The organism is Curtobacterium sp. SP.BCp, assembly GCF_051903255.1.
Taxonomy (GTDB): domain Bacteria; phylum Actinomycetota; class Actinomycetes; order Actinomycetales; family Microbacteriaceae; genus Curtobacterium.
The window spans coordinates 1,198,002-1,220,400 of sequence record NZ_CP194338.1 but is presented as its reverse complement, the minus strand read 5'-3'; the positions used below and the strand labels follow the sequence as shown (position 1 = coordinate 1,220,400).

The following is a 22,399-nucleotide window of genomic DNA, read 5'->3' as shown; positions in this document are numbered from 1 at the left end:
CGACCCGTTGGCTCGGGACATCTGTCCTGCGTGACCGTCTCCCCCCGATCGGTCACGGAGCCGATGAGCCCAAGGAGCCACGCTGTGACGGTCGATTCCCCCCAACCGGCCGTCCAGCGTCTCCTGGGTCCGAGCGATGACCTCGCGTCGCCGGGTGGGTCGAGCGTCCCCCCGGCTCCCCGCACCGGCGGCGCGAAGGTCCGCATCCTCGAGACCGCCACGCGGCTCTTCTACGAGGAGGGCATCCGGAACGTCGGCGTCGACCGCCTCATCTCCGAGGCCAGCGTCACGAAGGCGACGTTCTACAAGCACTACGGGTCCAAGGACAACCTGATCCTCGCCTACATCCGCGCGCAGCACGACGCCGTGGTGGCGAAGTTCGAGGCCATCGTCGACGGAGCCGCCTCGCCCGCCGACGCGATCCGCGCCTGGGTCGCCGCCGTGTCCGCACAGGTGGACGGCGTCGACTTCCGCGGCTGCGCGTTCCTCAACGCCGCCGCCGAGTACCACGACCCCCGCGACCCCGTGCGCGAGGTCGTCGCCGTGCACCGTGACTGGTACACGGACCGGCTCGCCTCGCTCCTGCAGTCTGCCGGGCACCCGCTCGCCGGCGACGGTGCGGACGAGCTGATGCTCGCACGTGACGGCGCGATGGCCGGTGCGTACGCGGGCGACGCCATCGCCGCCACCGCGGCGCTGGGTCGCGTGGTCGAGCGGGTGCTCGCGGCCTGACGCGCTGACGGAGCGGGCGCGCGGGCGCTGTCGCCGGCTCCGCTTCCGTCGCTGTCGCTTCCACGAGAGCGACAGTTCGGCGGCGCTGCTCCGCAGCACGATGTCGCTTCCGCAGCACACTTCGCGGCACAAGGCGGCCATCTGTCGCTGTCGCACATCCGGCCTGGAGGCACGGTGCCGGTCCGCCGCGCCGACCGCTTTCCGCACCCCCCTGGTCGCACCCCCCGTCCGGGGGTATCGTGACGCCACGATCGACCATCCCGCCGGTCGTGACCGGGCCGACCCGTTTCCCTGCAGCGTCGACCGGGCCCCGTGCTGCCAGCACGTCTCGAGGACATCGATGTTCGACAATGCCTTCATCCGCAACGCCGTCGACCGGAGCGCTGAGAACGCGCTCGACCGACGACGGTTCTTCACCGCCGCCGGGGTCGTCGGCGCCTCCGCCGGCATCGCCGCGCTCAGCTCGTCGGTACTCACCACGGACCGTGCGTCCGCGTCCCCCCAGGAGGACGGTGCCGTCTCGGACGCCGCGATCCTCAACTTCGCGCTCAACCTCGAGTACCTCGAGGCGGAGTTCTACCTGCGCGCCGTGTTCGGCGACGGGCTCACCGACAACATGATCACCGGGATCGACCCCCAGGGTCCCGTCGTCGGAGGCAGCAAGGTCCCGTTCAAGAGTGCAGCGATCCGCGGCATCGCCACCGAGATCGCGAACGACGAACGAGCGCACGTCGCGTTCCTCCGGGCAGCCCTCGGCGACGCCAAGGTCTCCCGTCCGAAGATCGACTTCACGAACGCCTTCACCGCTGCTGCCCGTGCCGCAGGAATGGTCGGGCCGACCGGCACGTTCGACCCGTTCGCGAGCGAGGAGGCCTTCCTGCTCGGTGCCTACGTGTTCGAGGACGTGGGCGTCACCGCGTACAAGGGCGCCGCGCCGCTCATCACGAACAAGACCTACCTGAGCGCTGCCGCGGGCATCCTCGCCGTCGAGGCGTACCACGCCGGGATCATCCGCTCGAAGCTGTACGAGAAGGGGCTGCAGGTGCCGGCGGGCAAGATCTCCGACGCGCGCGACTCCCTCGACGGCCCGACCGACGACGACCAGGGCATCGTGAGCTCGTCCGGAGCCGTCAACCTCGTGCCGACGGACGCAAACTCGATCGCCTACGGACGAACGGCGGAGCGCGTGCTGAACGTCGTCTTCCTGACACCGGTGCAGATCGACAAGGGCGGGTTCTTCCCGGAGGGCGTGAACGGTCCGATCGTCGCGAGCGGCAACCCCGGCAGCGCAACCGGACCCGCCTGACGCGCGGGGTGCTCTGAACGCGACCGGTCAGCGGACGGGAGGCGCGGTGCGGGCTCGCGCCGTTCCTCCCGGCCGCCGTCAGGACTCGGGTGTTGGCTGGCCGCATGACGAACGACCCGAACTGGAAGCTGCCCGAGGTCCCCTCCTTCTCGCTCACGAGCCCCGACTTCACCGAGGGCGGCGCGCTGCCCGACTGGGCCCGTGGCTCGGACGCCGGTGGCGAGGACCGCTCCCCCGCGCTGGCGTGGTCCGGCGAGCCCGAGGGCACCCGGAGCTACGTCCTGACCGTGTACGACCCTGATGCCCCGACGGGATCGGGCTTCTGGCACTGGGCGGTGACCGACATCCCCGCGGGCACGAACTCGCTCGAGCGCGGTGCAGGCACCGACGATGCCCTGCTGCCCGCCGAGGCTCTCCGCCGCCGCAACGAGTACGGCACCGACACGTTCCTCGGGGCGGCCCCGCCCGCCGGACACGGCGCCCACCGCTACTTCTTCACGCTGAGCGCGCTCGACGTGCCCGTCCTCGAGGCTCCCGCCGACGCCACGCCCGCCGTCGTCGGGTTCCTGCTCCGCGAGCACCTGCTCGGTCGCGCCCAGCTCGTCGGCACGCAAGAGACCCCTGCCGCCTGACCCCGCGCGTCGCACCGACGCACCGCACCACCAACGGCGAACGGCCGCCGCTCCGATCAGGAGCGACGGCCGTTCGTGCGTCAGGACGCGGAGGGATCAGCCCTCGGCCGGAGCCTCGGCGTGGGTCTCGTGACCCTTGCCGCCCTCGGTGTCCACGTCGTCGGCGATGACCGGCGCGAGCGACAGCTTGCCGCGGTCGTCCACCTTGGTGACCTCGACCAGGATCTTCTGGCCGACGCCGAGCACGTCCTCGACGTTCTCCACACGCTTGCCACCGGCGAGCTTGCGGACCTCGGAGACGTGGAGCAGACCGTCGCGGCCCGGGAGCAGCGACACGAAGGCACCGAACGTCGCGATCTTGACGACCGTGCCGAGGAACTGGTCCCCGATCTCCGGGTTCGTCGGGTTCGCGATCGCGTTGACCTGGGCGCGGGCGGCCTCGGCCGACGGACCGTCGACGGCGCCGATGTACACGGTGCCGTCGTCCTCGATCGAGATGTCGGCGCCGGTCTCGTCTTGGATCCCGTTGATCGTCTTGCCCTTCGGGCCGATCAGCTCGCCGATCTTGTCGACGGGGATCTGCACCGAGATGACGCGCGGCGCGGTGTCGGCCATCTCGTCGGGGGCGTCGATGGCCTCGTTCAGCACACCGAGGATCGCGGAGCGCGCTTCCTTGGCCTGCTTGAGCGCGGCGTCGAGGACCGACGAGGGGATGCCGTCGAGCTTCGTGTCGAGCTGGATCGCCGTGACGAAGTCCGACGTGCCGGCGACCTTGAAGTCCATGTCACCGAGGGCGTCCTCGGCACCGAGGATGTCGGTCAGCGCCGCGTAGCGGGTCTGGCCGTCGACGGTGTCGGAGACGAGGCCCATCGCGATGCCCGCGACCGGGGCCTTGAGCGGCACACCGGCGTTGAGGAGCGACAGGGTCGAGGCGCAGACGGAACCCATCGACGTCGAACCGTTCGAGCCGAGGGCCTCGGACACCTGACGGATGGCGTAGGGGAACTCCTCGCGCGACGGCAGCACCGGCACGAGCGCGCGCTCGGCGAGGAAGCCGTGCCCGATCTCGCGACGCTTCGGCGAACCCACACGGCCGGTCTCACCGGTCGAGTAGGGCGGGAAGTTGTAGTGGTGCAGGTAGCGCTTCTTCGTGACGGGCGACAGCGAGTCGATCTGCTGCTCCATCTTGAGCATGTTCAGCGTGGTGACGCCGAGGATCTGCGTCTCGCCACGCTGGAAGATCGCCGAGCCGTGGACGCGCGGGATCACGGCGACCTCGGCGTCGAGCGGACGGATGTCGGCGAGGCCGCGACCGTCCATGCGGACCTGCTCGGTCAGGATGCGGCCGCGGACGACCTTCTTCGTGACCGACTTGTAGGCGCCGCTGACCTGGCCGTTGGCGCTCTCGGGGAGCTCCCCGGCCTCGACCTTGGCCGCGATGGCCTCCTTGACGCGGGCCTTGAGGGCGTCGTCCTTGTCCTGACGCTCGAGCTTGCCGGCGATCTGGTAGACGTCCTTGAGCTCGTCGAGGGCGAGCGCCTCGACCGCGTCGTAGACCTCGGGGGCGTAGGGCGGGAAGACCGGGTAGTCCTGGATCTCCTTGGCCGACTGCGCGGCCATCTTCGCCTGCGCCTCGACGAGGACCTTGAGGAACGGCTTCGCCGCCTCGAGGCCCTGCGCGACGATCGCCTCGTCGGGCTTGGTCGCGCCGCCCTGGATGAGGTCCCAGCTGTGCTCGGTGGCCTCGGCCTCGACCATCATGATCGCGACGTCCTCGTTGCCGGCCTCGTCCGTGACGACACGGCCCGCGACGGTGAGGTCGAAGACGGCCTCGGCGAGCTGCGACGCCTTCGGGAACGCGACCCACTGGTCACCGATGAGCGCGAGGCGCACACCGGCGATCGGGCCGGAGAACGGCAGACCGGAGATCTGCGTCGACGCGGACGCCGCGTTGATCGCGAGCGCGTCGTAGAACTCGTCCGGCGCGATGCTCAGGACGGTGATGACGATCTGGACCTCGTTGCGGAGGCCGTCGACGAACGACGGGCGCAGCGGCCGGTCGATGAGGCGGCAGACGAGGATCGCCTCGGTCGAGGGGCGACCCTCACGACGGAAGAACGAGCCGGGGATCTTGCCCGCGGCGTACGAGCGCTCCTCGACGTCGACGGTCAGCGGGAAGAAGTCGAAGCCCTCCCGCGGGTGCTTGCCGGCGCTGGTGGCCGAGAGGAGCATGGTCTCCTCGTCGAGGTACGCGGCGACCGCGCCCTGCGCCTGCTGTGCGAGGCGGCCGGTCTCGAACCGGACGACGCGCTTGCCGAACTTGCCGTTGTCGATGACGGCTTCGGCGAACTTGATCTCGGGACCCTCCAAAAGGGTGCCTCCTTGACGTGTTCTCGGCAGACCCGGCGACGGCACACGACGGTGCGTGCGCGCCGAGGTGTCGGGACGCATGTCTGGCCAGCAGTAGAAGCACTCGGGACACCTTCTCGGCCCGCGAGCCACCACCGATGACCAGCTCCGTGCCCGGTCTGCGCAGTGTTTGTGTGACGACCGGGGAACAGTCCTCGGTCGCATGCTCGGGGAACGGTCCCCGGACGAACAGGACTTTACCAGTCCTCAGGCGATCCGCGGGCGAGGCGCACGACGAACCCGCACGCGGCCGCTAGCGTACGGAGCATGCGCCTCCCCCTCTCCGGGCGAGGGTTCGTCGTGGCCGCCGTGGTCGCGGGCGTGCTCGTCGCCCCCCTCGTGACCGCGGCCCCGGCGAGTGCGACCACCTACCCGACGTGGCAGGACGTCCAGCGCGCGAAGGGCAACGAGCAGGCCAAGAAGGCCGAGGTCGACCGCGTGCAGACCGCGCTGGAGCAGGTGCAGGCCGACGCCGCCGCGAAGTCCGCCGCCGCGATCACCGCCTCCGAGGCGGCCGACCGGGCCGATGCGGACCTGGCGACGGCCACCCAGACCGCCACGAGCCTCCAGGCCCAGGCGGACAGCGCCTCGGCGACCGCCGAGCGGGCGCAGCAGCGCGCCGGGCAGCTCGCGGCGAACCTCTACCGCGACGGCGCGACCGACCAGATGTCCACGCGGATCGTGACCACGAAGGACCCGGGGCAGCTGCTCTACCAGCTCGGTGCCCTCGACCAGCTCTCGTCGACGTGGGCGGGCGTGATGGACGACGCGTCGGTCGCCGCCGGGACCGCGTCGTCGCTGCACGAGCAGGCGAAGCGTGCCGAGGACGAGCGGGCCGACCTCGCGGCCGCCGCCGAGGCGAAGGCCGCCGACGCGAAGTCGGCGCAGGAGGCCGCTGACGAAGCGGTGGACGACACCCAGCAGCACAGCGACGAGCTCTACGCGCAGCTCGCGTCACTGCAGGACACCACCGCCTCGGAGGAGCGCGGGTACCAGCTGGGCCTCCAGGTCGCGGCGCAGAAGGCCGAGCAGCAGCGTCGTCGGGAGGAGGCGGCCGAGCGGCAGCGCGAACAGCAGGCCGCGGCGGCGAACACCGGTCCCGGTACGAGCGGCAGCAGCAGCAGCAGCAGCAGCGGGAGCACGAGCGGCGGCTCGGGCACGAACTACCCGAGCACCGGCGGCGTGGTCGTCGACCCGGCCGGGGCACAGGCGTACGCCCGGAGCGCGATCGGCGCCTACGGCTGGGGGTCCGACCAGATGGGCTGTCTCGTCTCGCTGTGGACGCAGGAGTCCGGCTGGCGGGCCAACGCCCTGAACGTGTCGAGTGGTGCGTACGGCATCCCGCAGGCGCTCCCCGCCGACAAGATGGCGGTCGCCGGTGCCGACTGGCGGACGAACGCCGCCACGCAGATCAACTGGGGCCTCGCGTACATCCACGACGCCTACGGGTCGCCCTGCGGCGCGTGGAACCACGAGATGAGCGTCAACCCGCACTGGTACTGACGCGCCGCGGACCGGCCGGGAGGCGCGGGCGGTGCCGCCACGGGCCTCCCGTCCGGTGGGTGGGTGCGTTGCGGGCGGCGCCCGACGCACACACCCCGATCGCGGGAGCAGCCGCTACGCGGCGGTCCGCGCGTCCTCGGCGGGCCAGTTGCCGAGGCGGATCACCTCGCCGTCGGCTGCGACGAGCCGGGCTGCGCGTCCGCTCGCGTGGAGCATCGCCGGCGCACCGCGTCCGCGGACGATCGCCGCGGTCGACAGGGTGTTCGCGGTGACGCACGAGGGTGCGACCACCGTCACCGACCGCCAGACCGGCTCGGCGGGGAGCCCCCACCGGGGATCGAGGACGTGGTGTCGCGCGCGCCCGTCCTGCTCCCACCGACGTTTCTGCGTGCTCGAGGTCGCGACGGACCAGCCCGACGCGATCCGCACGTGGTCGACGGGGTCGGCGTCGAGGTCCTGCACGCGCACCTGCCAGCCGCCCGCCGGCTCCGGGCCGGCCGTGGCGACGTCGCCGCCGAGGGAGACGAGCGCTCCGATGCCGAGGCGCGCAGTGATGCTTGCCGCTGCCGTGTCGGCCGCGGCGGCCTTCGCGGTCGCACCGAGGTCGAGGCGGACGCCCGCGGGGACGCGGAGGAACCTGCCGCTCAGGAGGACCCGTTGCCAGGCGGGTCGCGTGTCGAGCGCTGACGCGAGGATCGCGGGGTCCTGGTCGAGGGGCCGGTCGTCGAGGGGCCGGTCGTCGACAGGCCCGTCGACTGGCCGGTCGTCGACGGACCGACTGCCGTCCTGGTGGAACGCCGCGTCGTAGCCGAGGGCGACCATGCGGTTGCCGAGCGTCGGGTCGACGTCACCGTTCGTCAGTCGTGCGGCGTCGAGCGCCTGGTGCACGAGGGACGCCAGGAGCGGCGACACCTCGGCGCCGTGCTCGAGGTCCGCGGTGCGGGCGACGAGTTCGGAGTCGTCGCGGAAGCGGCTGCAGGCGCGGTCGACGGCGTCGGTGACCTCGCGGACGCAGGCCTCGGCGGCGGCGAGCTGACGGCGGTCGCAGCGGTCGAGGACGACCCGGGCGGTGGTGGTCCAGAGCTCCCACTCGGCGGCGGCGCGCATCAGGAGCCCGTCGTCGTCGCGTCGGAGGACGAGTTCTGGCTGCCCTGCGTGACGCCCGAGCCGCCCGTGCTCGTGCTGCTGCTGTCGCTGTCGCTGCTGCCGCTCGTGCTGCTGCTGTCGCTCGTGCTGCTGCTCGTGCTGCTGCTGTCGCTCGTGCTGCTGCTCGTGCTGCTGCTGCCGCTCGTGCTGTTGCCGCTCGTGCTGCTGGTGTCGCTGGTGCCCGAGTCGTTGCTCGCGGTGCCCTGCTCGTGTCCGACCCAGAGCCCGGCGCCGGTGACCATCGCGACCACGAGTCCGCCGATGCTCACGAGCGAGCTCGTCGTCCACTTCCTGCCGTTGCTGCCCATCGTTCCTCCTCGTCTCGGGACGAGGCTCGCGTGCCGGTCGGTGGACGACCCGGGAACGGGCTGGACCCGTCCCGCGCAACCGGTGAGGGTCGGGTAAGAGCCGGACGCCCCTTCCCCGCCGCGTCAGTGCCCGAGGCCGCCGAGCATCGCGGCGAAGTCCGGCGTCGCGGGCAGGGCGTCCGCCTGCTGCGGGACCCGGCGCGAGGACCGGACGGCCCACGCGAGATCGGCTCCGGCGCGGCTGATGCGCCCCTCGAGCGCAGCGGCGTCTCCTGCGGTGCCCCAGTCGTCGGTCGCGGCGAACACCCCGGTCGGGACGACGGCGGCACGGAGGTAGGCGAACACCGGACGGAGCGCGTGGTCGATCGCGAGCGAGTGCCGCGCGGTGCCGCCGGTCGCGCCGAGGAGCACGGGCATGTCGGCGAGCGCGTCCTTGTCGATCACGTCGAGGAACGACTTGGCGAGTCCGCTGACACCGGCGGTGAAGACCGGCGTGACGAACACGACCGCGTCCGCCTCGACGACCGTGGCGATCGCCCCCGCGAGGGCCGGTGCGGCGAAACCGGTCAACATCGCATCGACGATCTCGTGCGCGATCGGGCGGAGCTCGACGTGCTCGACCGCGGCGGCGGTGCCGTCCGCGAGGAGGGCCTCGGCCGCGGCCCGACCGAGGCGATCGGCGAGCAGGCGGGTCGAGCTGGGGTCGGACAGTCCGGCGGAGACGACGGCGATGGTGGTCATGGTGGTTCCCGACTTTCGATGCGTTTGCATGAACATCGTACCGAACCGATCGACGGACGCAACCATTCCCGCCCGGTCTCCACGGGCCTCCCGGCCGGGTACGGAGAACGCCCGGCCTTCCGAGGAAGACCGGGCGTTCAGCCGAGCAGTGTCTGCGTGGGACTCAGCGGCGCAGGCCGAGGCGCTCGATGAGCGCACGGTAGCGGTTGATGTCCACGTCAGCGAGGTAACCGAGGAGGCGGCGACGCTGACCGACCATGAGCAGCAGACCACGACGCGAGTGGTGGTCGTGCTTGTGCTCCTTGAGGTGCTCGTTCAGGTCGTTGATGCGACGCGTCAGAACGGCGACCTGGACCTCGGGGGATCCGGTGTCGCCCGGGTGGGTCGCGTACTCTTCGATGATCTCCTGCTTGACCTTCGCGTCAAGTGCCATGGATGATCCCCTTCCTGTCCGTTGCGCGGTGCCCGTGCCTTGTGCACGAGCGCTCTTTGTCCGCGGCCGTTCGACGGCAACCGGAGAAGCCTACCAGGTGTTCAGGCAGTGCGGGGACGCAGGCGACGACGCCGAGGAGCGGGCAGCAGGCTGCGGAACAGCCCGACGAGCGTCGCTCCGAGGAGCCCACCGAGCCCGTTCGACAGGACGTCGCGGGGGTCGGACACGCGGTTCGGCAGGAACGCGCCCTGGTACTGCTCGATGCCGACCGAGAGCCCGACGGCGACGACCGCGCCGAGCAGCCACCAGCGGCGCGGCAGCCAGAGCGCGGCGAGCATGCCGACCGGGACGAACATCGCGATGTTGGCGAGGAACTCCGTCCGGTCGTACGTGAGCCAGCCGCTGCCGGTGATCCGCTGGGCCCACCGGATCGCGTGCTCCACGAGGGACCCCTGCGCCGCGGTGAAGACCTCCGGCGTCAGGGTCATCCGCCAGATCACCCAGGCGTACGCCGCGGTGACGGCGAGGAGGAGGAGTTTCCGGAGCATCCGCAGAGTCTGACGCACCGTGGTCGGGAAACCCCTGGCCCGCCGCTGGCAGAACGCCCGGAGCCGTTCCCCGCTGCGCCCGTTCTCCTGGGAGCATGGGTCCATGACGGACCAGGGGAACCGCCGGGGTGCGCCGCGTCGGTCGTCGGCGGGGCGCCAGTGGACGTGGATCGGTGTCACCGCGGCCGTGGTCGTCGCCGTCGTGGTCGCCGTCGTGGTGACGCTCCCCCGCGACGGGTCCCCCGACGGGCGCCAGGTCGTCGAGCGACGCACCGCCGCACAGGCGTTCCCCGGGGGCCTCGCAGTCCAGCCGTCCGCCGAGAACCAACCCGGCCGACGCGAGGCAGCGGCGCGGGCGGCCGGTCAGGAGACCACCGCGGAGCGGATCGCGGTCATCGCCGACCAGCCGATCGCCACCTGGCTGACGGACGACTCGGTCGCCGACACGCGTGCCACGATCCGCGACGTCGTCCGGAGCGCGCGCCAGCAGGACCGCACCCCGGTGTTCGTCCTGTACAACGTCCCCGACCGCGACTGCGGCCACTACTCGAAGGGCGGCAGCACGGCGTCCGGGTACGTGCCCTGGGTCCGCGCAGCCGCACGGGCGATGGCGGGGTCGCACGCGGTCGTGCTCGTCGAGCCGGACTCGATCGCCCAGATCGCGGTGTGCAAGCTTCTCGAGGACTCCCGCCTGCCGCTGCTCCGGCAGGCCGTCGAGGCGCTGGGCGGGCACGGGCTCACCGTGTACCTCGACGGCGGCAACGAGCAGCGAGTCCCGGTCGCCCAGCAGGCGTCCTGGCTCCGGCAGGCCGGCGTCGACCGGACGCAGGGCTTCTTCACGAACGTCTCGAACTTCTACCGCGTCGACACCGAACGCGCCTACGCGGACGAACTCGCGGACCGCATCGGCGGCGACCCGCACTTCGTCATCGACGTCTCCCGCAACGGGCAGGGCTGGCGCGGCACCTGGTGCAACCCGTCCGGGGCCGGTCTCGGACAGACACCGCACGTCACGCGGGGCAGCACCCGGCTCGACGCGCTGCTCTGGGTGAAGACACCGGGGCTCAGCGACGGGACGTGCAACGGCGGACCCGCGGCCGGGCAGTGGTGGGAGTCGTACGCGCTCGACCTCGTGGCGAACCGGAAGCGCCACTGAGCGAGGATCCTCACGGCGGGGTGTCGGTGCGCGGTGGTTCCATCGGGACATGACCCCGACCGCGCGCCTCCGCTCCGTCGTCCCGCCCTACCTGCTCCGGGCCGTCGCCGACGCACCGGACTTCCCACGAGCCTCCTCCGCCGCGCGGTCCGCACTGGCCTCGCTCGAGGTCGTGCAGCAGCCGAAGCACGAGCACCGCGACGCGCCCCGGGGCGTGAGCGACACGGTCGACCGGTCGCCGCAACGGTCGATCTCGGACGCGCACGGCACGACGACCCTGCCCGGCACGGTCGTGCGGAACGAGGGCGACCCCGACTCGGGAGACCCCGCCGTGGAAGAGGCGTACACCGGCCTCGGCGACACGCACGCCTTCTGGCTCGAGGTGTTCGACCGGGTCTCGATCGACGGCGCCGGGCTGCCGCTGGACGCCACGGTGCACTACGGGCAGGACTACGACAACGCCTACTGGGACGGCAGTCGCATGGTGTTCGGTGACGGGGACGGCGAGGTCTTCGAGCGCTTCACCATCGCCGTCGACGTGATCGGCCACGAGCTCGCGCACGGCGTCACGCAGTACACGGCCGACCTCACGTACGAAGGGCAGTCCGGTGCGCTGAACGAGTCGATCAGCGACGTGTTCGGCTCCCTCGTGCTGCAGTACTCCCGCGGCCAGACCGCGGAACAGGCCTCCTGGCTCATCGGCGAGGGTCTCTTCACCCCGCGCGTGCACGGCGTCGCACTCCGCTCGATGCGGGCGCCGGGCACGGCCTACGACGACCCGATGCTGGGCAAGGACCCCCAACCGGCGACGATGGCGGACTACCTCGAGACGACCGACGACAACGGTGGCGTCCACACGAACTCCGGCATACCGAACCACGCCTTCTACCTCGCGGCGACGGCCATCGGGGGCAACGCGTGGGAGGGCGCCGGGGCCGTCTGGTGGGACGCCCTCACGTCGGACGCCACGACGGAGTCGATCGACTTCGCGGGCTTCGCGGCGGTCACGGTCGACGCGGCGGCAGCCCGGTTCGGGTCGGGGTCGCGCGAGCACGGCGCCGTGCAGCAGGCGTGGCGCGACGTCGGCGTCCTGAGCTGACCGGTACTCCGTGCCCGGCGTACGGTCGGGGCATGCACATCGCCGTCCGCCGGACCGGGGGCTTCGCCGGCACCACCCGGGGCTGGCGCGTCGACACCGAGGCCTGCGACGACCCTGCGGCGTGGACGGACCTCGTCGACACGCTCCCCCGCGAGGTGCCCGCCCCGGCTCCGGGCATCCGCGACGACTTCACGTGGACGATCACGATCGAGCAGCGCACCGTCACGATCCCGGGGAGCCGACTCGAGGAGCCGTGGGCGTCCCTCGTGGCACGCGTCCGCGACGAGGGCGACACCGCCTGACCGGCGCGGTGCGCGGCCGCGCGCACCAGCGCACAACCGGAGACAACCCGAACCGCGTGCATCCACGGTGCGCAACGACGTTGGTTGTGCGGTGCACACGCGCGGCGCGCGCGGGTCGTGCTGCGCCGAACGGGAGGCACGGCACCAGCCCGCCACGCGCCTCCCGGGCCGCGCGCACCAGTGCACAACCGGAGACAACCCGAACCGCGCGCAACCACGGTGCGAAACGACTCCGGCGGTGCGGCGCACACGCGCGCCACGCACACGCGCGCCACGCGCACGCGGGCGGGTGCGGAACGCCCGCAGCGCGGCCCGTCAGGCCACGTCGACGACCGTCAGACGCCGCGTCGGCCGCGTCATCGCGACGTACACCGCCGCCGCCGCCCGAGCCGCATCCGCGCCGACGCGCTCCGGATCGACGAGGAGCACCCCGTCGAACTCGAGGCCCTTCGCGTCCGCCCCGGTGAGCACCGTGACCGACCCCGGCCGCGGCGACCCGAGCGACCGGACGTCCGCCTCGGTCCGGGCGAGGCGGTGCCGGACAGCGTCGGCGTCGGCCTCGGGCACGATCACGCCGATGGTCCCGTTGCCGATCGCCGCGCGCTCGTCGTCCACCAGCGAGGCGACCGTGTCGAGCACGTCGGCCCGCGGTACCGACACCCGCTGCACGGGGTCGCCGTCGCGCACGGCCTCGGTCCGGGTGACCACGAGCCCCGCGGACGCCGCGTACTCCCCGGCTGCACGCACGATCGACCGTGGCGTGCGGTAGTTGACCGTGAGCTCCTCGACGCGGTGCTCGATCGGCACCTGCGGCGCCCGGCCACGGCGACGGCGGGCGAGGGCGCCGACGACGTCGTCCCAGGTGCGAGCGGCTCCCGGCGAGGAGCCCTGCGCCATGTCCCCGACGATCGTGAAGGACCGCAGCGGGTTCCGGCGGGCGAGCACCCGCCACTGCATGGGCGAGAGCTCCTGCGCCTCGTCGACCACGATGTGCCCGTAGGTCCACTCGCGGTCCTCGGCGGCGCGCTCGGCCGTGGTGCGCGGGTCGCCGCCCTCGGCGAAGGACCCGGCGACCTGCTCGGCGGTGACGATGCCCTCGACGCCCATGTTCTCGATGGCCTGCCGCGCGTTCTCGATGTCGCGGTTGCGGCTCGCCTTCGCCGCACGCTTCGCCGCGCCGCCGGTGGGGTCGAACGGGCCGAGGAGTTCGGCGGCTTCGTCGAGCAGGGGGACGTCCTCGACCGTCATCACCGAACCCCGCGGGCGGAGCAACAGTGCCCGACGTTCCGGGGTCCAGTTCGGGGTGAGGGACGCGAGCCAGTTCGGCCGCGCGTAGAGGTCCTCCACGAACTTCTCGGCAGGGAGCGGCAGCCAGGCGGTGTTGAGGAGGACTCGGGCGTCGTAGGAGGACCGGATGTCCTCGCGGAGGACCTTCTCGTCGGCCTCGTCCACCGTGGTGCCGCGCTCGCGGAGCTGATCGGCGAGGAGTCGGGTCATCGCGTCGAGGGCGATCTTGTTGAACGTCACCCGGGCGACGTTGTGCGGCTTGCCGCGGTCCTGCGCGCGCTTCATGGCGTCGGCCACGAGCTGTGGCGGGACGACGAGCCGCTCGCCCTCGACGTCGAGGGTCACGGGCTCGGCCGGCACGACCTGCCGCGACCGGACGGCACGGCGGAGCAGGGACGCCATCTCCGCCGAGCCCTTCACGGCGGCGACGTCCCGGTGGTCGTGCGTGGAGGCGTGCACCCCCGGGTACAGCGACCCGAGCGACGCCATCACGACACCGGTCTCGCCGAGGGACGGCAGCACCTGCTCGATGTACGTCAGGAACGCGGACGACGGCCCGACCATCAGCACACCCGACCCGCGGAGGCGCTCACGGTAGGAGTACAGCAGGTACGCGGCCCGGTGCAGCGCCACGGCGGTCTTGCCCGTGCCGGGGCCGCCCTGCACGATGAGCACGCCCTCGAGCGGGGACCGGATGATGCGGTCCTGCTCGGCCTGGATCGTGGCGACGATGTCCGTCATCCGCCCGGTGCGCTCGGCGGTCACGGCGGCGAGGAGCGCCCCCTCGCCCTGCAGGTGCGTGCGCTCGTCGTCGTAGAGGGAGGCGTCGAACACCTCGTCCTCGACCCCGACGACGGTCCGGCCGTCGAGCGTGAGGTGCCGGCGCGCCCGCATGCCCATCGGGTGCGCGGCGGTCGCCTGGTAGAACGCGCTCGCACCGGGGACCCGCCAGTCGAGCAGGAGCGGCCGGTGGTCGTCGTCGCGGAGGCCGACCCGGCCGATGTACCGGAACGCGTCCTCGTCGCTGTCCGGCTCGGAGACCTCGAGCCGACCGAACACGAGGCGGTCGCCGACGCGTTCGAGCGTCGCGATGGTGTCCTCGTAGAGCCGGGCGTACGCGTCGCGCTCGCTGCGGCTCTGGTGGTTCCCGCCGACCGCCTGACGGCGGGTCTCGGCGAGACGCTGCTCGGCCTCGGCGGTCAGTTCGTCGAGGCGGGCGAACAGCCCGTCGACGTAGCCACGCTCGCGGTCGATCTCGGTCGGTTCGGACACACGCCACCCTTCGGGAAACAGGGGTGTCCAGTGTAGTCCCGCAGGACCGACACCGAGAACGGCGCGACCCCGGGACAGACTGGAGGCGCGTGGCGGACCCGCCACGCGCCTCCAGTCCGGAACCTGGTTCCGCCCGTCCCGCACCGCGGTCCGGACACAGCACCGCGCTTCTCCACGGTGCTGTGTCCGGAACCTGGTTCCGGCGGCAGACCGCAGTCCCGCGGGACGGACGCGGACGCTACATCTCCTCGTGCGTGTCCGGGTCGCCGTCCCAGAGGCGCCCGCGCTCGAGCGCGGAGATCGCCTGCACCTCGTCGTCGGTCAGCTCGAAGCCGAAGACGTCGAGGTTCTCGCGCTGCCGCGAGGCGTCGCCCGACTTCGGCACCGGCACGGCACCGAGCTGCACGTGCCAGCGGAGCACGACCTGCCCCGGCGTGACCCCGTGGGCCTCGGCCGCCGCGACGACCGGCTGCTCGCTCATGAGCTCGGACTGCTTCGCGAGGGGGCTCCAGCTCTCGGTCACGATGCCGAGCTCCTGGTGGACCTTCCGCAGCGCCGCCTGGGGGAAGTACGGGTGCAGCTCGACCTGGTTCACGGCCGGGGCGACCCCGGTGGCGTCCACGATGCGCTCGAGGTGCTCCGGCGTGAAGTTCGAGACACCGATCGAGCGGACCTTGCCGGCGTCACGGAGGTCCACGAAGGCCTTCCAGGTGTCGACGAACTTGTCGACGGACGGGTTCGGCCAGTGGATGAGGTACAGGTCCACGTGGTCGAGGCCGAGGTTCGCGAGGGACTCGTCGATCGACCGGTGGGCCTCGTCGTACCCGTGGTGGCGCCCCGGCAGCTTCGTGGTGACGACGAGGTCCTCACGGTCGACACCGGACTCGCGGACCGCACGGCCCACGGCGTCCTCGTTGCCGTAGTTCAGCGCGGTGTCGAGCAGCCGGTAGCCGCTCGCGATCGCCGCCTGCACCTGCGCGGTGCCCTCGTCGCCGTTCAGGCCGTAGGTGCCGAGGCCGAGCTCGGGGAACCGGTGGCCGTCGTTCAGCTCGATCGTCGGGGCGCCGACCTGCATCAGCGGACCCCGAGCAGGTCGATGACGAAGATGAGGGTCTTGCCGGAGAGGAAGTGTCCGCCGCCGGCCGGGCCGTAGGCGAGCTCCGGCGGGACCACGAGCTTGCGGCGGCCGCCGACCTTCATGCCGGGGATGCCCTCCTGCCAGCCGCGGACGAGCGCCGCGAGCGGGAAGTCGATCGGCTCGCCGCGGTTCCACGAGCTGTCGAACTCCTCGCCCGACTCGTACTCGACGCCGGCGTAGTGGACCTTGACGGTCGAGCCAGCGGTGGCCTCGTCGCCGGATCCCTCGACGATGTCGGTGACCACGAGCTCGGTGGGGGTGGGGCCCTCGGGGGCGTCGAACTCGGGCTTGCTGTTGAGGTCAGTCATGCCGGCCAGTCAACCAGAGAGCGCGGTCCTGGCCGTGCAGGCCGATGGAGGCAGCAGAATGGTTCCACCGTGACACGATCCGACACCGCTCCGCGCCGCCGCCTGCTCGCCGACCTCACCCCGCTCCGCCGCTCCCCCGCGTTCGCGCGGCTGTGGGCCGGCACGGCGATCGCCGGCATCGGCACGCAGATGACGACCGTCGCGGTCGGCCTCGAGGTGTACGACATCACCCGCTCGACGTTCGCCGTGGCACTCGTCGGCGTGATCGCACTCGTCCCGATGATCGTCGCGGGGCTCTACGGCGGCATGCTCGCCGACGCCTTCGACCGGCGGCTCGTGGCCCTCGTGTCGGCGATCGTCGCCTGGGCCGCTGTGGCCCTCATCGCCACCCACGCCTGGCTCGGCCTGCACAGCGTGGCGCTGCTCTACGTCCTCGCCACGGTGAACGCCGTCGCGGCGACGGTGAGCAACGCCTCGCGCTCCGCGATCGTGCCGCGGCTCGTCGGCACCGACCTCCTGCCCGCGGCGAGCGCCCTCGGCGGCATCGCGTCCGGGTTCCAGGTCACGGTGGGTCCGGCGATCGCGGGTGTCCTCATCGCGAGCATCGGCTTCGCCCCGACGTACACGATCGACGTCGTCCTCTTCACGTTCGCGTTCCTCGGGGTGTTCACGCTGCCGAGGATGGCGGCCGAACACGACGCCCTCCGGCCCGGGCTGAGCTCGCTGATCGAGGGGGCGCGGTTCCTGAAGCGCTCCCGCAACATCACCATGACCTTCGTGCTCGACATCATCGCGATGACGTTCGGCCAGCCGCGGGTGCTCTTCCCCGCGATCGGGGCGCTCGTCATCGGCGGCGGGTCGATCACGGTCGGGACACTCACCGCCGCGTACGCGATCGGCGCGCTGCTGTCGAGTGTGTTCTCCGGTCCGCTGGGGCACGTCCGCCGGCAGGGCGAGGCGGTCGGGTGGGCGATCACCGCGTACGGCGGGGCGATCGCCGCGTTCGGCGTCGTCGTCGCGGTGGCGCACCTGCTCGGCGGTCGCTCGGGCGATGCCTTCAGCGTCGGGATCCTGCCGGCCCTCGGGCTCGCGGCGCTGTGCCTCGCGGCCGCCGGCGGTGCGGACAACGTCAGCTCGGTGTTCCGGAACACGATCCTGCAGGCGGCGTCGCCGGACGGGATGCGCGGGCGACTGCAGGGCATCTTCATCGTGGTGGTCACGGGTGGCCCGCGGCTCGGTGACCTGTACGCCGGGCTCGTCGTCGCGGCGGGCATCGCGTACCCGCCGATCATCGGTGGCGTGGTGATCATCGGCCTGGTCGCGCTGCTGCTCCGGTTCGTCCCGTCGTTCCGTCGGTACGACGCGCTGCACCCGCACGCGAACTAGCGACCGCGAGGCCGGTCGCCTTCGCGAAAGCGACAGTCTGCTGACACGCGACAGTGCCGAACTGTCGCGTTCGCGACCGGCGGCGGGGCGGGAACCGCCGATCTGTCGCTGTGTCGACGTGGACGCGACCACACACCGGCCGGGAGGCCCGTGGCGGGCCCGCACCGCGCCTCCCGTCCGGATCCAGGTAGTTTCGTACGCATGCCGGACCGTGATGCGCGCGCCATCCAGCGGACCGGGGTCCGCGCCGTCGTCCGGCGCACCTACCACTCGGTCATCCGGCACCGCGTCGTCGACGCGGCGGCGTCGCTGACGTTCTTCGCGACCCTCACGGTGTTCCCGACCGCACTCGCGGTCGTGTCGGCGCTCGCGATCGTCGACCGGTCGGGAGACGGCCTCGCGGACATCGTCCAGATCCTCGGGTTCATCGTGCGCCCGGAGACCGCGCAGCACCTCGAGGAGCCGCTCCGGCAGCTGCTCTCGCTCGACAACCCGTGGCTCGGGTTCGCGACCGGGGTGGTCCTGACGCTGTGGTCGCTGTCCGGGTACGCGACCGCGTTCGGCCGCGCGATGAACACCGCCTACGAGGTCGAGGAGGGCCGCCGGATCTGGAAGTTCCGCAGCATGATGCTCCTCGTCACCCTGCTCGTCATGGTCGGCGGCGCGATCGCGATCCTCATCCTGCTCGGTACCCCGACGATCGCCGCGGCCATCGTCGACCAGATGGGCTGGCCGGTCTGGGTGGACGACCTGTGGAACGTGGCGAAGTGGCCCGTGCTCGCCGCAGTCCTCGTCGTCATGGTCGCGGTGCTCTACTACGCGACGCCGAACGTCCGGACGCCGCAGCTCCGGTGGGTGTCGGCCGGTGCCGCCTTCGCGATCGTGACCTGGGCGATCGCGACGTTCGGGTTCGCGGTCTACGTCGAGACGATCGGTGCCGGCAACCGCGCGTACGGCTGGCTCGGCGGCGCGATCCTGCTGCTCGTGTACCTGTACATCTCGAACTTCGTGCTCGTCGTCGGCGGTGAGCTCGACTCCGAGGTCATCCGGATGCGCCAGCTGTTCGCCGGCATCGAGGCCGACGAGTCGATCCGGCTCCCCCTCCGCGACGTCACGCGGAACTTCACGCTGGCCCGGTGGCGGGACGCCGACATCGCGACCGCACACCACGTCCGGGTCGAGGCGGCGAAGCTCCCCCGCGACGACGAGGACGCCGCGCAGGCCGAACACCTCCGCGACCTCGCCGGCAAGGTGCAGGTGAGCGAACCCCCGATGCCGTAGCGGACGCGGACGCGGCGGGTCCGGTCGGGCGCGGATCGAACCACGATCCCGACGTCGAACCGGCCACAGCCCCTGGTTCGACGTCGGAATCGCGGTTCGATCGGTCCTGAGCGCCGCGTCAGCGCTCCCGCGCGGCCTGGTCCAGCATCTCCTCGGTGACCACCGGGATCGCCCCCGTCGCCAGCTCGATCCCCGACAGGCGCGCGGGCGACAGGACGCGCTGCACCTGGTCCTCCTCCATGAGACCGGCAGCGGTGACGAGCGTCGCGATCGGCGTCGAGGTGGTCAGTGCCGTGTGCGCGATCGACGCCGCCGCCGCGTACCCGATGTACGGCGTCAGCGCGGTCACGACGCCGACGTTCGTGTCCACCTGCGCCGCGAGCTTCGCCTCGTTCGCCTCGATGCCCGTGACGCAGTGCACGCGGAGGGTCTCGCAGCCGTTCGCCATCCACTGCAGCGACTGCATGATCGAGTGCGCGATGATCGGCTCGAACGCGTTGAGCTGCAGCTGTCCGCCCTCGGCCGCCATCGTCACGGTGGTGTCCGCCCCGACGACGGCGAACGCGATCTGGTTCACGACCTCGGGGATCACCGGGTTGACCTTGCCGGGCATGATCGACGACCCCGCCTGGCGTGCCGGCAGCGTGATCTCGCCCAGGCCGGCCTGCGGCCCGGACGCGAGGAGTCGGAGGTCGTTGCAGATCTTCGAGAGCTTCGCGGCGCTGCGCTTCACCGTGCCGGAGAGCGTCATGAACGCCCCGGCGTCGCTCGTGGCCTCGATGAGGTCCGGCGCGGTCACGACGTCGAGGCCGGTCGCGATCTGCAACTGCCGCCGGACCTCGTCGCGGTACAGCGGATCGGCGGTGATGCCCGTGCCGATCGCCGTCGCGCCGAGGTTCGTCTCCGCCAGCAGCGGCATGACCTTCGACAGCAGGAGCACGTCCTCCTGGATGGTGTGCGAGAACCCGGTGAACTCCTGTCCGAGCGTCATCGGCACGGCGTCCTGGAGCTGCGTCCGTCCGATCTTCAGGACGTCCGCGAAGGCCCGTCCGCGCTCGGCGAAGGCGTCGGACAGTGCCTCGAGCTGCGTGTTGAGCCGGCGCACACCGAGGATCATCGCCAGCTTGATGCTCGTCGGGTACGTGTCGTTCGTCGACTGGCTGCGGTTCACGTGGTCGATCGGGTGCAGGTAGGCGTAGTCGCCCTTCTCCCGCCCGAGGAGTTCGAGTGCCCGGTTCGCGAGCACCTCGTTCGTGTTCATGTTCGTCGACGTGCCGGCGCCGCCCTGGACGATGTCGACCACGAACTGGTCGCGGAGCCGTCCGTCGCGGACCTCCTGCGCGGCCGCGTCGATGGCGTCGGCGCGCTCGCCGTCGAGCACCCCGATCGCCTTGTTCGCGCGGGCCGCTGCCTGCTTGACGGTCGCGAGGGCCTCGATGAGGTCCGGGTACACCGCGATCGGGACGGAGGTGATCGGGAAGTTCTCGAGCGCCCGGAGGGTGTTGATCCCCCAGTAGGCGTCGGCCGGGACCTCTCGGCTGCCCAGGGAGTCGGACTCGGTGCGGGTGGGTCGTGGTGCGTCGTTGCTCACCCGGCCCAGGCTAGTCCGAACCGTCCGGCCGGTCCGGGTGCCGAGGCGGGCGCGTGTCGGCTCGCGCCCGACGCGACCGGAAGACGGCCTGGAGGCTCGTGGCGGCGCCGCCACGAGCCTCCAGGCCGTCACCTCGTCGCGTCAGCGACCCGCGGCACGCCAGCGGACGCGTCGCGTCACGCGGCGCGCGTCAGTGGAACTGCGGGACGATGAGGTAGATGCCGTAGAGCACGGCGGCGGCGCTGACCGCGAAGCAGGCGATCGCGAGCGAGCGGTACAGCCGCACCCCGGGCGGGGTGTGCCCCGGGAGCGGGAACCCGGCGGTGGCCGGCCCGACCGTGCCGTCGTCCTTCACCGTGTACTTGCCGGCGCGGGTGTCTGCGGCGCTCCAGAACCGGAGCCCGACCGAGTACACCGTCACGACGAAGCACGCGGAGACGACCGCGACGACGGCGACGGTGACGAATGCGAGCCAGTCGATCCCCATCAGCGACGACCTCCCTTGCGCGCGGCCATGCGGCGCAGGGTGCGCTCACGGCTCAGCTCGGCACGGCGGGCCGAGACGACCTCGGCACGCTTCTTGCGCTGCATGTCCCGGCGCTCCTTGCGGGTGAGGACCGCGTTCGCAGCCACGTCGACCTCGATCGCGGCGGCCTGGTCGTGCGGCTTCCGGAGCGACCAGAGGTACAGGCCGAGGATCACCGCGGAACCGACCACGGCGTCGATCACGAGGCCGAGGACGCCGATGCGGGCGATGCCCGACGCGACCGCGCCGACCGCAGCCGCGGCGGGCAGCGTGATGAACCAGGCGATGACGATCTTGCCCGCGGTCGACCACTGGATCTTCGACCCGCGACGACCGAGGCCCGCGCCGATGATCGACCCGGACGACACCTGCGTGGTGGACAGCGCGAAGCCGAGGTGGCTCGACGCGAGGATCGTGGCGGCGGTCGAGGCCTCGGCGGCGAAGCCCTGCGTCGCCCGGATCTCGGTGATGCCGGAGCCGAGCGTGCGGATGATCCGCCACCCGCCGGTGTACGTGCCGAGGGCGATCGCGAGGGCACAGGCCACGACGACCCAGAACTGGACGCCCTGGTTCGCCGACTGCGCGCCCGAGGCGATGAGCGTCAGCGTGATGACGCCCATCGTCTTCTGCGCGTCGTTCGTGCCGTGCGCGAGCGACACCATCGAGCTCGTGAAGATCTGCCCGAAGCGGAACCCGCCGCGCTCGTTCGGGAACACCGGTCGGCGGGTGATCCGGTAGGCGATGCGCGTCGAGAGGAACGACACGAGCGCCGCGATGACGGGCGACAGGAACGCCGGGATGATCACGACGGTCAACAGCGCGGCGTAGTTCACGGAGCCGAAGCCGGCGCCGACGATCGCGGCACCGATGAGCCCGCCGAACAGCGCGTGCGACGACGAGGACGGCAGCCCGCGCAGCCAGGTGATCATGTTCCACACGACCGCGCCGATGAGCCCCGCGAAGATCATCTCGGGCGTGATCGCCACACCGCCGGGTCCCTCGTTGATGAGCCCGTGCGAGATCGACGTCGCCACCGCGGTGCTGAGGAACGCACCGACGAGGTTGAGCACCGCTGCGACGGTGACCGCGACCTTGGGCTTCATGGCGCCGGTCGCGATCGGGGTCGCCATCGCGTTGGCGGTGTCGTGAAAACCGTTTGTGAAGTCGAAGAAGAGGGCCAACGCGATGACCAGGACGACTATGAGTGTGATGTCCACCGCGGGAAAGTGTCCCAGGCGACCGGCCCGAGCACAAACCCTGCCGTTCACCTCGTGTCCACCCGGGCTGTCGATCCG

General features: G+C 71.8%; 21 protein-coding genes. 10 read left to right on the top strand and 11 right to left on the bottom strand.

Going from position 1 to position 22,399, the window contains the following annotated elements; genetic code table 11:
• Nucleotides 1-84 precede the first annotated feature (84 nt).
• From ACRQ4C_RS06045 to ACRQ4C_RS06035, 3 genes are all read left to right on the top strand, one after another.
• Nucleotides 85-732 (top strand): TetR/AcrR family transcriptional regulator, encoded by a 648-nt coding sequence (locus tag ACRQ4C_RS06045; RefSeq protein ID WP_290132304.1) that lies wholly within the window; start codon nt 85-87, stop codon nt 730-732.
• Between the two features lie 340 nt (nt 733-1,072).
• Nucleotides 1,073-2,038, top strand: coding sequence for a ferritin-like domain-containing protein (locus ACRQ4C_RS06040; RefSeq protein ID WP_439690478.1), 966 nt, complete (start codon nt 1,073-1,075; stop codon nt 2,036-2,038).
• Between the two features lie 104 nt (nt 2,039-2,142).
• Nucleotides 2,143-2,670, top strand: a complete 528-nt coding sequence (locus ACRQ4C_RS06035; protein WP_439690477.1) for a YbhB/YbcL family Raf kinase inhibitor-like protein — start codon at nt 2,143-2,145, stop codon at nt 2,668-2,670.
• Between the two features lie 96 nt (nt 2,671-2,766).
• Here the strand turns inward: ACRQ4C_RS06035 and ACRQ4C_RS06030 are convergent, their stop codons facing one another.
• Nucleotides 2,767-5,040, bottom strand: coding sequence for a polyribonucleotide nucleotidyltransferase (locus ACRQ4C_RS06030; RefSeq protein ID WP_290132307.1), 2,274 nt, complete (start codon nt 5,038-5,040; stop codon nt 2,767-2,769).
• A 306-nt stretch (nt 5,041-5,346) separates the two neighbouring features.
• Between ACRQ4C_RS06030 and ACRQ4C_RS06025 the strand changes: the two genes are divergently transcribed.
• Nucleotides 5,347-6,582 carry a coiled-coil domain-containing protein gene (locus tag ACRQ4C_RS06025; protein WP_439690476.1) on the top strand — a complete coding sequence of 412 codons (1,236 nt, stop codon included), beginning with the start codon at nt 5,347-5,349 and terminating at the stop codon, nt 6,580-6,582.
• A gap of 114 nt (nt 6,583-6,696) precedes the next feature.
• Here the strand turns inward: ACRQ4C_RS06025 and ACRQ4C_RS06020 are convergent, their stop codons facing one another.
• Nucleotides 6,697-7,689 (bottom strand): FAD:protein FMN transferase, encoded by a 993-nt coding sequence (locus tag ACRQ4C_RS06020; protein WP_439690475.1) that lies wholly within the window; start codon nt 7,687-7,689, stop codon nt 6,697-6,699.
• 48 nt (nt 7,690-7,737) lie between these two features.
• Here ACRQ4C_RS06020 and ACRQ4C_RS06015 point away from each other — a divergent pair, with 48 nt between their 5' ends.
• Nucleotides 7,738-8,133, top strand: a complete 396-nt coding sequence (locus tag ACRQ4C_RS06015) for a hypothetical protein (RefSeq protein WP_439690474.1) — start codon at nt 7,738-7,740, stop codon at nt 8,131-8,133.
• 26 nt (nt 8,134-8,159) lie between these two features.
• Here the strand turns inward: ACRQ4C_RS06015 and ACRQ4C_RS06010 are convergent, their stop codons facing one another.
• From ACRQ4C_RS06010 to ACRQ4C_RS06000, 3 genes are all read right to left on the bottom strand, one after another.
• A complete protein-coding gene (locus ACRQ4C_RS06010) occupies nt 8,160-8,777 on the bottom strand; it encodes a CE1759 family FMN reductase (protein WP_439690473.1) in 618 nt (205 codons plus the stop codon).
• 163 nt (nt 8,778-8,940) lie between these two features.
• Nucleotides 8,941-9,210, bottom strand: coding sequence for a 30S ribosomal protein S15 (gene rpsO, locus ACRQ4C_RS06005; protein ID WP_058725132.1), 270 nt, complete (start codon nt 9,208-9,210; stop codon nt 8,941-8,943).
• Between the two features lie 101 nt (nt 9,211-9,311).
• Nucleotides 9,312-9,758: a VanZ family protein gene (locus ACRQ4C_RS06000; RefSeq protein ID WP_290132312.1), complete on the bottom strand. Its 447-nt coding sequence runs from the start codon at nt 9,756-9,758 to the stop codon at nt 9,312-9,314.
• A gap of 103 nt (nt 9,759-9,861) precedes the next feature.
• Here ACRQ4C_RS06000 and ACRQ4C_RS05995 point away from each other — a divergent pair, with 103 nt between their 5' ends.
• Genes ACRQ4C_RS05995 through ACRQ4C_RS05985 form a run of 3 tightly spaced genes read left to right on the top strand, consistent with a single transcriptional unit; the run spans nt 9,862 to nt 12,315 of the window.
• Complete coding sequence (locus tag ACRQ4C_RS05995; RefSeq protein ID WP_439690472.1) at nt 9,862-10,914, top strand: glycoside hydrolase family 6 protein; 1,053 nt, start codon at nt 9,862-9,864, stop codon at nt 10,912-10,914.
• A 49-nt stretch (nt 10,915-10,963) separates the two neighbouring features.
• Nucleotides 10,964-12,013, top strand: coding sequence for a M4 family metallopeptidase (locus ACRQ4C_RS05990; RefSeq protein ID WP_439690471.1), 1,050 nt, complete (start codon nt 10,964-10,966; stop codon nt 12,011-12,013).
• Nucleotides 12,014-12,045: 32 nt separating this feature from the next.
• Nucleotides 12,046-12,315 carry a protealysin inhibitor emfourin gene (locus ACRQ4C_RS05985; protein WP_439690470.1) on the top strand — a complete coding sequence of 90 codons (270 nt, stop codon included), beginning with the start codon at nt 12,046-12,048 and terminating at the stop codon, nt 12,313-12,315.
• Nucleotides 12,316-12,630: 315 nt separating this feature from the next.
• On the opposite strand, the gene ACRQ4C_RS05980 is transcribed toward ACRQ4C_RS05985, so the two are convergent.
• The 3 genes from ACRQ4C_RS05980 to ACRQ4C_RS05970 form a co-directional block, all read right to left on the bottom strand.
• A complete protein-coding gene (locus ACRQ4C_RS05980; RefSeq protein WP_439690469.1) occupies nt 12,631-14,874 on the bottom strand; it encodes a HelD family protein in 2,244 nt (747 codons plus the stop codon).
• A 238-nt stretch (nt 14,875-15,112) separates the two neighbouring features.
• Entirely contained in the window at nt 15,113-15,949 is an 837-nt protein-coding gene (locus ACRQ4C_RS05975; protein WP_439690468.1) for an aldo/keto reductase, read from the bottom strand.
• Entirely contained in the window at nt 15,949-16,320 is a 372-nt protein-coding gene (locus tag ACRQ4C_RS05970) for an FKBP-type peptidyl-prolyl cis-trans isomerase (protein ID WP_439690467.1), read from the bottom strand. The genes ACRQ4C_RS05975 and ACRQ4C_RS05970 overlap by 1 nt, the downstream gene beginning before the upstream one ends.
• Nucleotides 16,321-16,389: 69 nt before the next feature.
• Here ACRQ4C_RS05970 and ACRQ4C_RS05965 point away from each other — a divergent pair, with 69 nt between their 5' ends.
• Together ACRQ4C_RS05965 and ACRQ4C_RS05960 are read left to right on the top strand one after the other, a co-directional pair.
• Nucleotides 16,390-17,706 carry an MFS transporter gene (locus tag ACRQ4C_RS05965; RefSeq protein ID WP_439690466.1) on the top strand — a complete coding sequence of 439 codons (1,317 nt, stop codon included), beginning with the start codon at nt 16,390-16,392 and terminating at the stop codon, nt 17,704-17,706.
• Between the two features lie 201 nt (nt 17,707-17,907).
• Nucleotides 17,908-18,987, top strand: coding sequence for a YihY/virulence factor BrkB family protein (locus tag ACRQ4C_RS05960; RefSeq protein WP_290132320.1), 1,080 nt, complete (start codon nt 17,908-17,910; stop codon nt 18,985-18,987).
• A 118-nt stretch (nt 18,988-19,105) separates the two neighbouring features.
• Here ACRQ4C_RS05960 and ACRQ4C_RS05955 read toward each other — a convergent pair whose 3' ends face one another.
• The 3 genes from ACRQ4C_RS05955 to ACRQ4C_RS05945 form a co-directional block, all read right to left on the bottom strand.
• Nucleotides 19,106-20,578, bottom strand: coding sequence for an aspartate ammonia-lyase (locus ACRQ4C_RS05955; RefSeq protein WP_290132321.1), 1,473 nt, complete (start codon nt 20,576-20,578; stop codon nt 19,106-19,108).
• 190 nt (nt 20,579-20,768) lie between these two features.
• A complete protein-coding gene (locus ACRQ4C_RS05950; protein WP_290132322.1) occupies nt 20,769-21,065 on the bottom strand; it encodes a hypothetical protein in 297 nt (98 codons plus the stop codon).
• Nucleotides 21,065-22,321, bottom strand: a complete 1,257-nt coding sequence (locus ACRQ4C_RS05945; protein ID WP_290132323.1) for an inorganic phosphate transporter — start codon at nt 22,319-22,321, stop codon at nt 21,065-21,067. The genes ACRQ4C_RS05950 and ACRQ4C_RS05945 overlap by 1 nt, the downstream gene beginning before the upstream one ends.
• Nucleotides 22,322-22,399: the final 78 nt, after the last annotated feature.

What these genes read in the sequence shown, in the direction of transcription:
- ACRQ4C_RS06040 (WP_439690478.1), top strand. Translation starts at nt 1,073, where the DNA reads ATGTTCGACAATGCCTTCATCCGCAACGCCGTCGACCGGAGCGCTGAG.
- ACRQ4C_RS06035 (WP_439690477.1), top strand. Translation starts at nt 2,143, where the DNA reads ATGACGAACGACCCGAACTGGAAGCTGCCCGAGGTCCCCTCCTTCTCG.
- ACRQ4C_RS06025 (WP_439690476.1), top strand. Translation starts at nt 5,347, where the DNA reads ATGCGCCTCCCCCTCTCCGGGCGAGGGTTCGTCGTGGCCGCCGTGGTC.
- ACRQ4C_RS06020 (WP_439690475.1), bottom strand. Translation starts at nt 7,689, where the DNA reads ATGCGCGCCGCCGCCGAGTGGGAGCTCTGGACCACCACCGCCCGGGTC.
- ACRQ4C_RS06010 (WP_439690473.1), bottom strand. Translation starts at nt 8,777, where the DNA reads ATGACCACCATCGCCGTCGTCTCCGCCGGACTGTCCGACCCCAGCTCG.
- rpsO (WP_058725132.1), bottom strand. Translation starts at nt 9,210, where the DNA reads ATGGCACTTGACGCGAAGGTCAAGCAGGAGATCATCGAAGAGTACGCG.
- ACRQ4C_RS06000 (WP_290132312.1), bottom strand. Translation starts at nt 9,758, where the DNA reads ATGCTCCGGAAACTCCTCCTCCTCGCCGTCACCGCGGCGTACGCCTGG.
- ACRQ4C_RS05995 (WP_439690472.1), top strand. Translation starts at nt 9,862, where the DNA reads ATGACGGACCAGGGGAACCGCCGGGGTGCGCCGCGTCGGTCGTCGGCG.
- ACRQ4C_RS05990 (WP_439690471.1), top strand. Translation starts at nt 10,964, where the DNA reads ATGACCCCGACCGCGCGCCTCCGCTCCGTCGTCCCGCCCTACCTGCTC.
- ACRQ4C_RS05985 (WP_439690470.1), top strand. Translation starts at nt 12,046, where the DNA reads ATGCACATCGCCGTCCGCCGGACCGGGGGCTTCGCCGGCACCACCCGG.
- ACRQ4C_RS05975 (WP_439690468.1), bottom strand. Translation starts at nt 15,949, where the DNA reads ATGCAGGTCGGCGCCCCGACGATCGAGCTGAACGACGGCCACCGGTTC.
- ACRQ4C_RS05970 (WP_439690467.1), bottom strand. Translation starts at nt 16,320, where the DNA reads ATGACTGACCTCAACAGCAAGCCCGAGTTCGACGCCCCCGAGGGCCCC.
- ACRQ4C_RS05960 (WP_290132320.1), top strand. Translation starts at nt 17,908, where the DNA reads ATGCCGGACCGTGATGCGCGCGCCATCCAGCGGACCGGGGTCCGCGCC.
- ACRQ4C_RS05950 (WP_290132322.1), bottom strand. Translation starts at nt 21,065, where the DNA reads ATGGGGATCGACTGGCTCGCATTCGTCACCGTCGCCGTCGTCGCGGTC.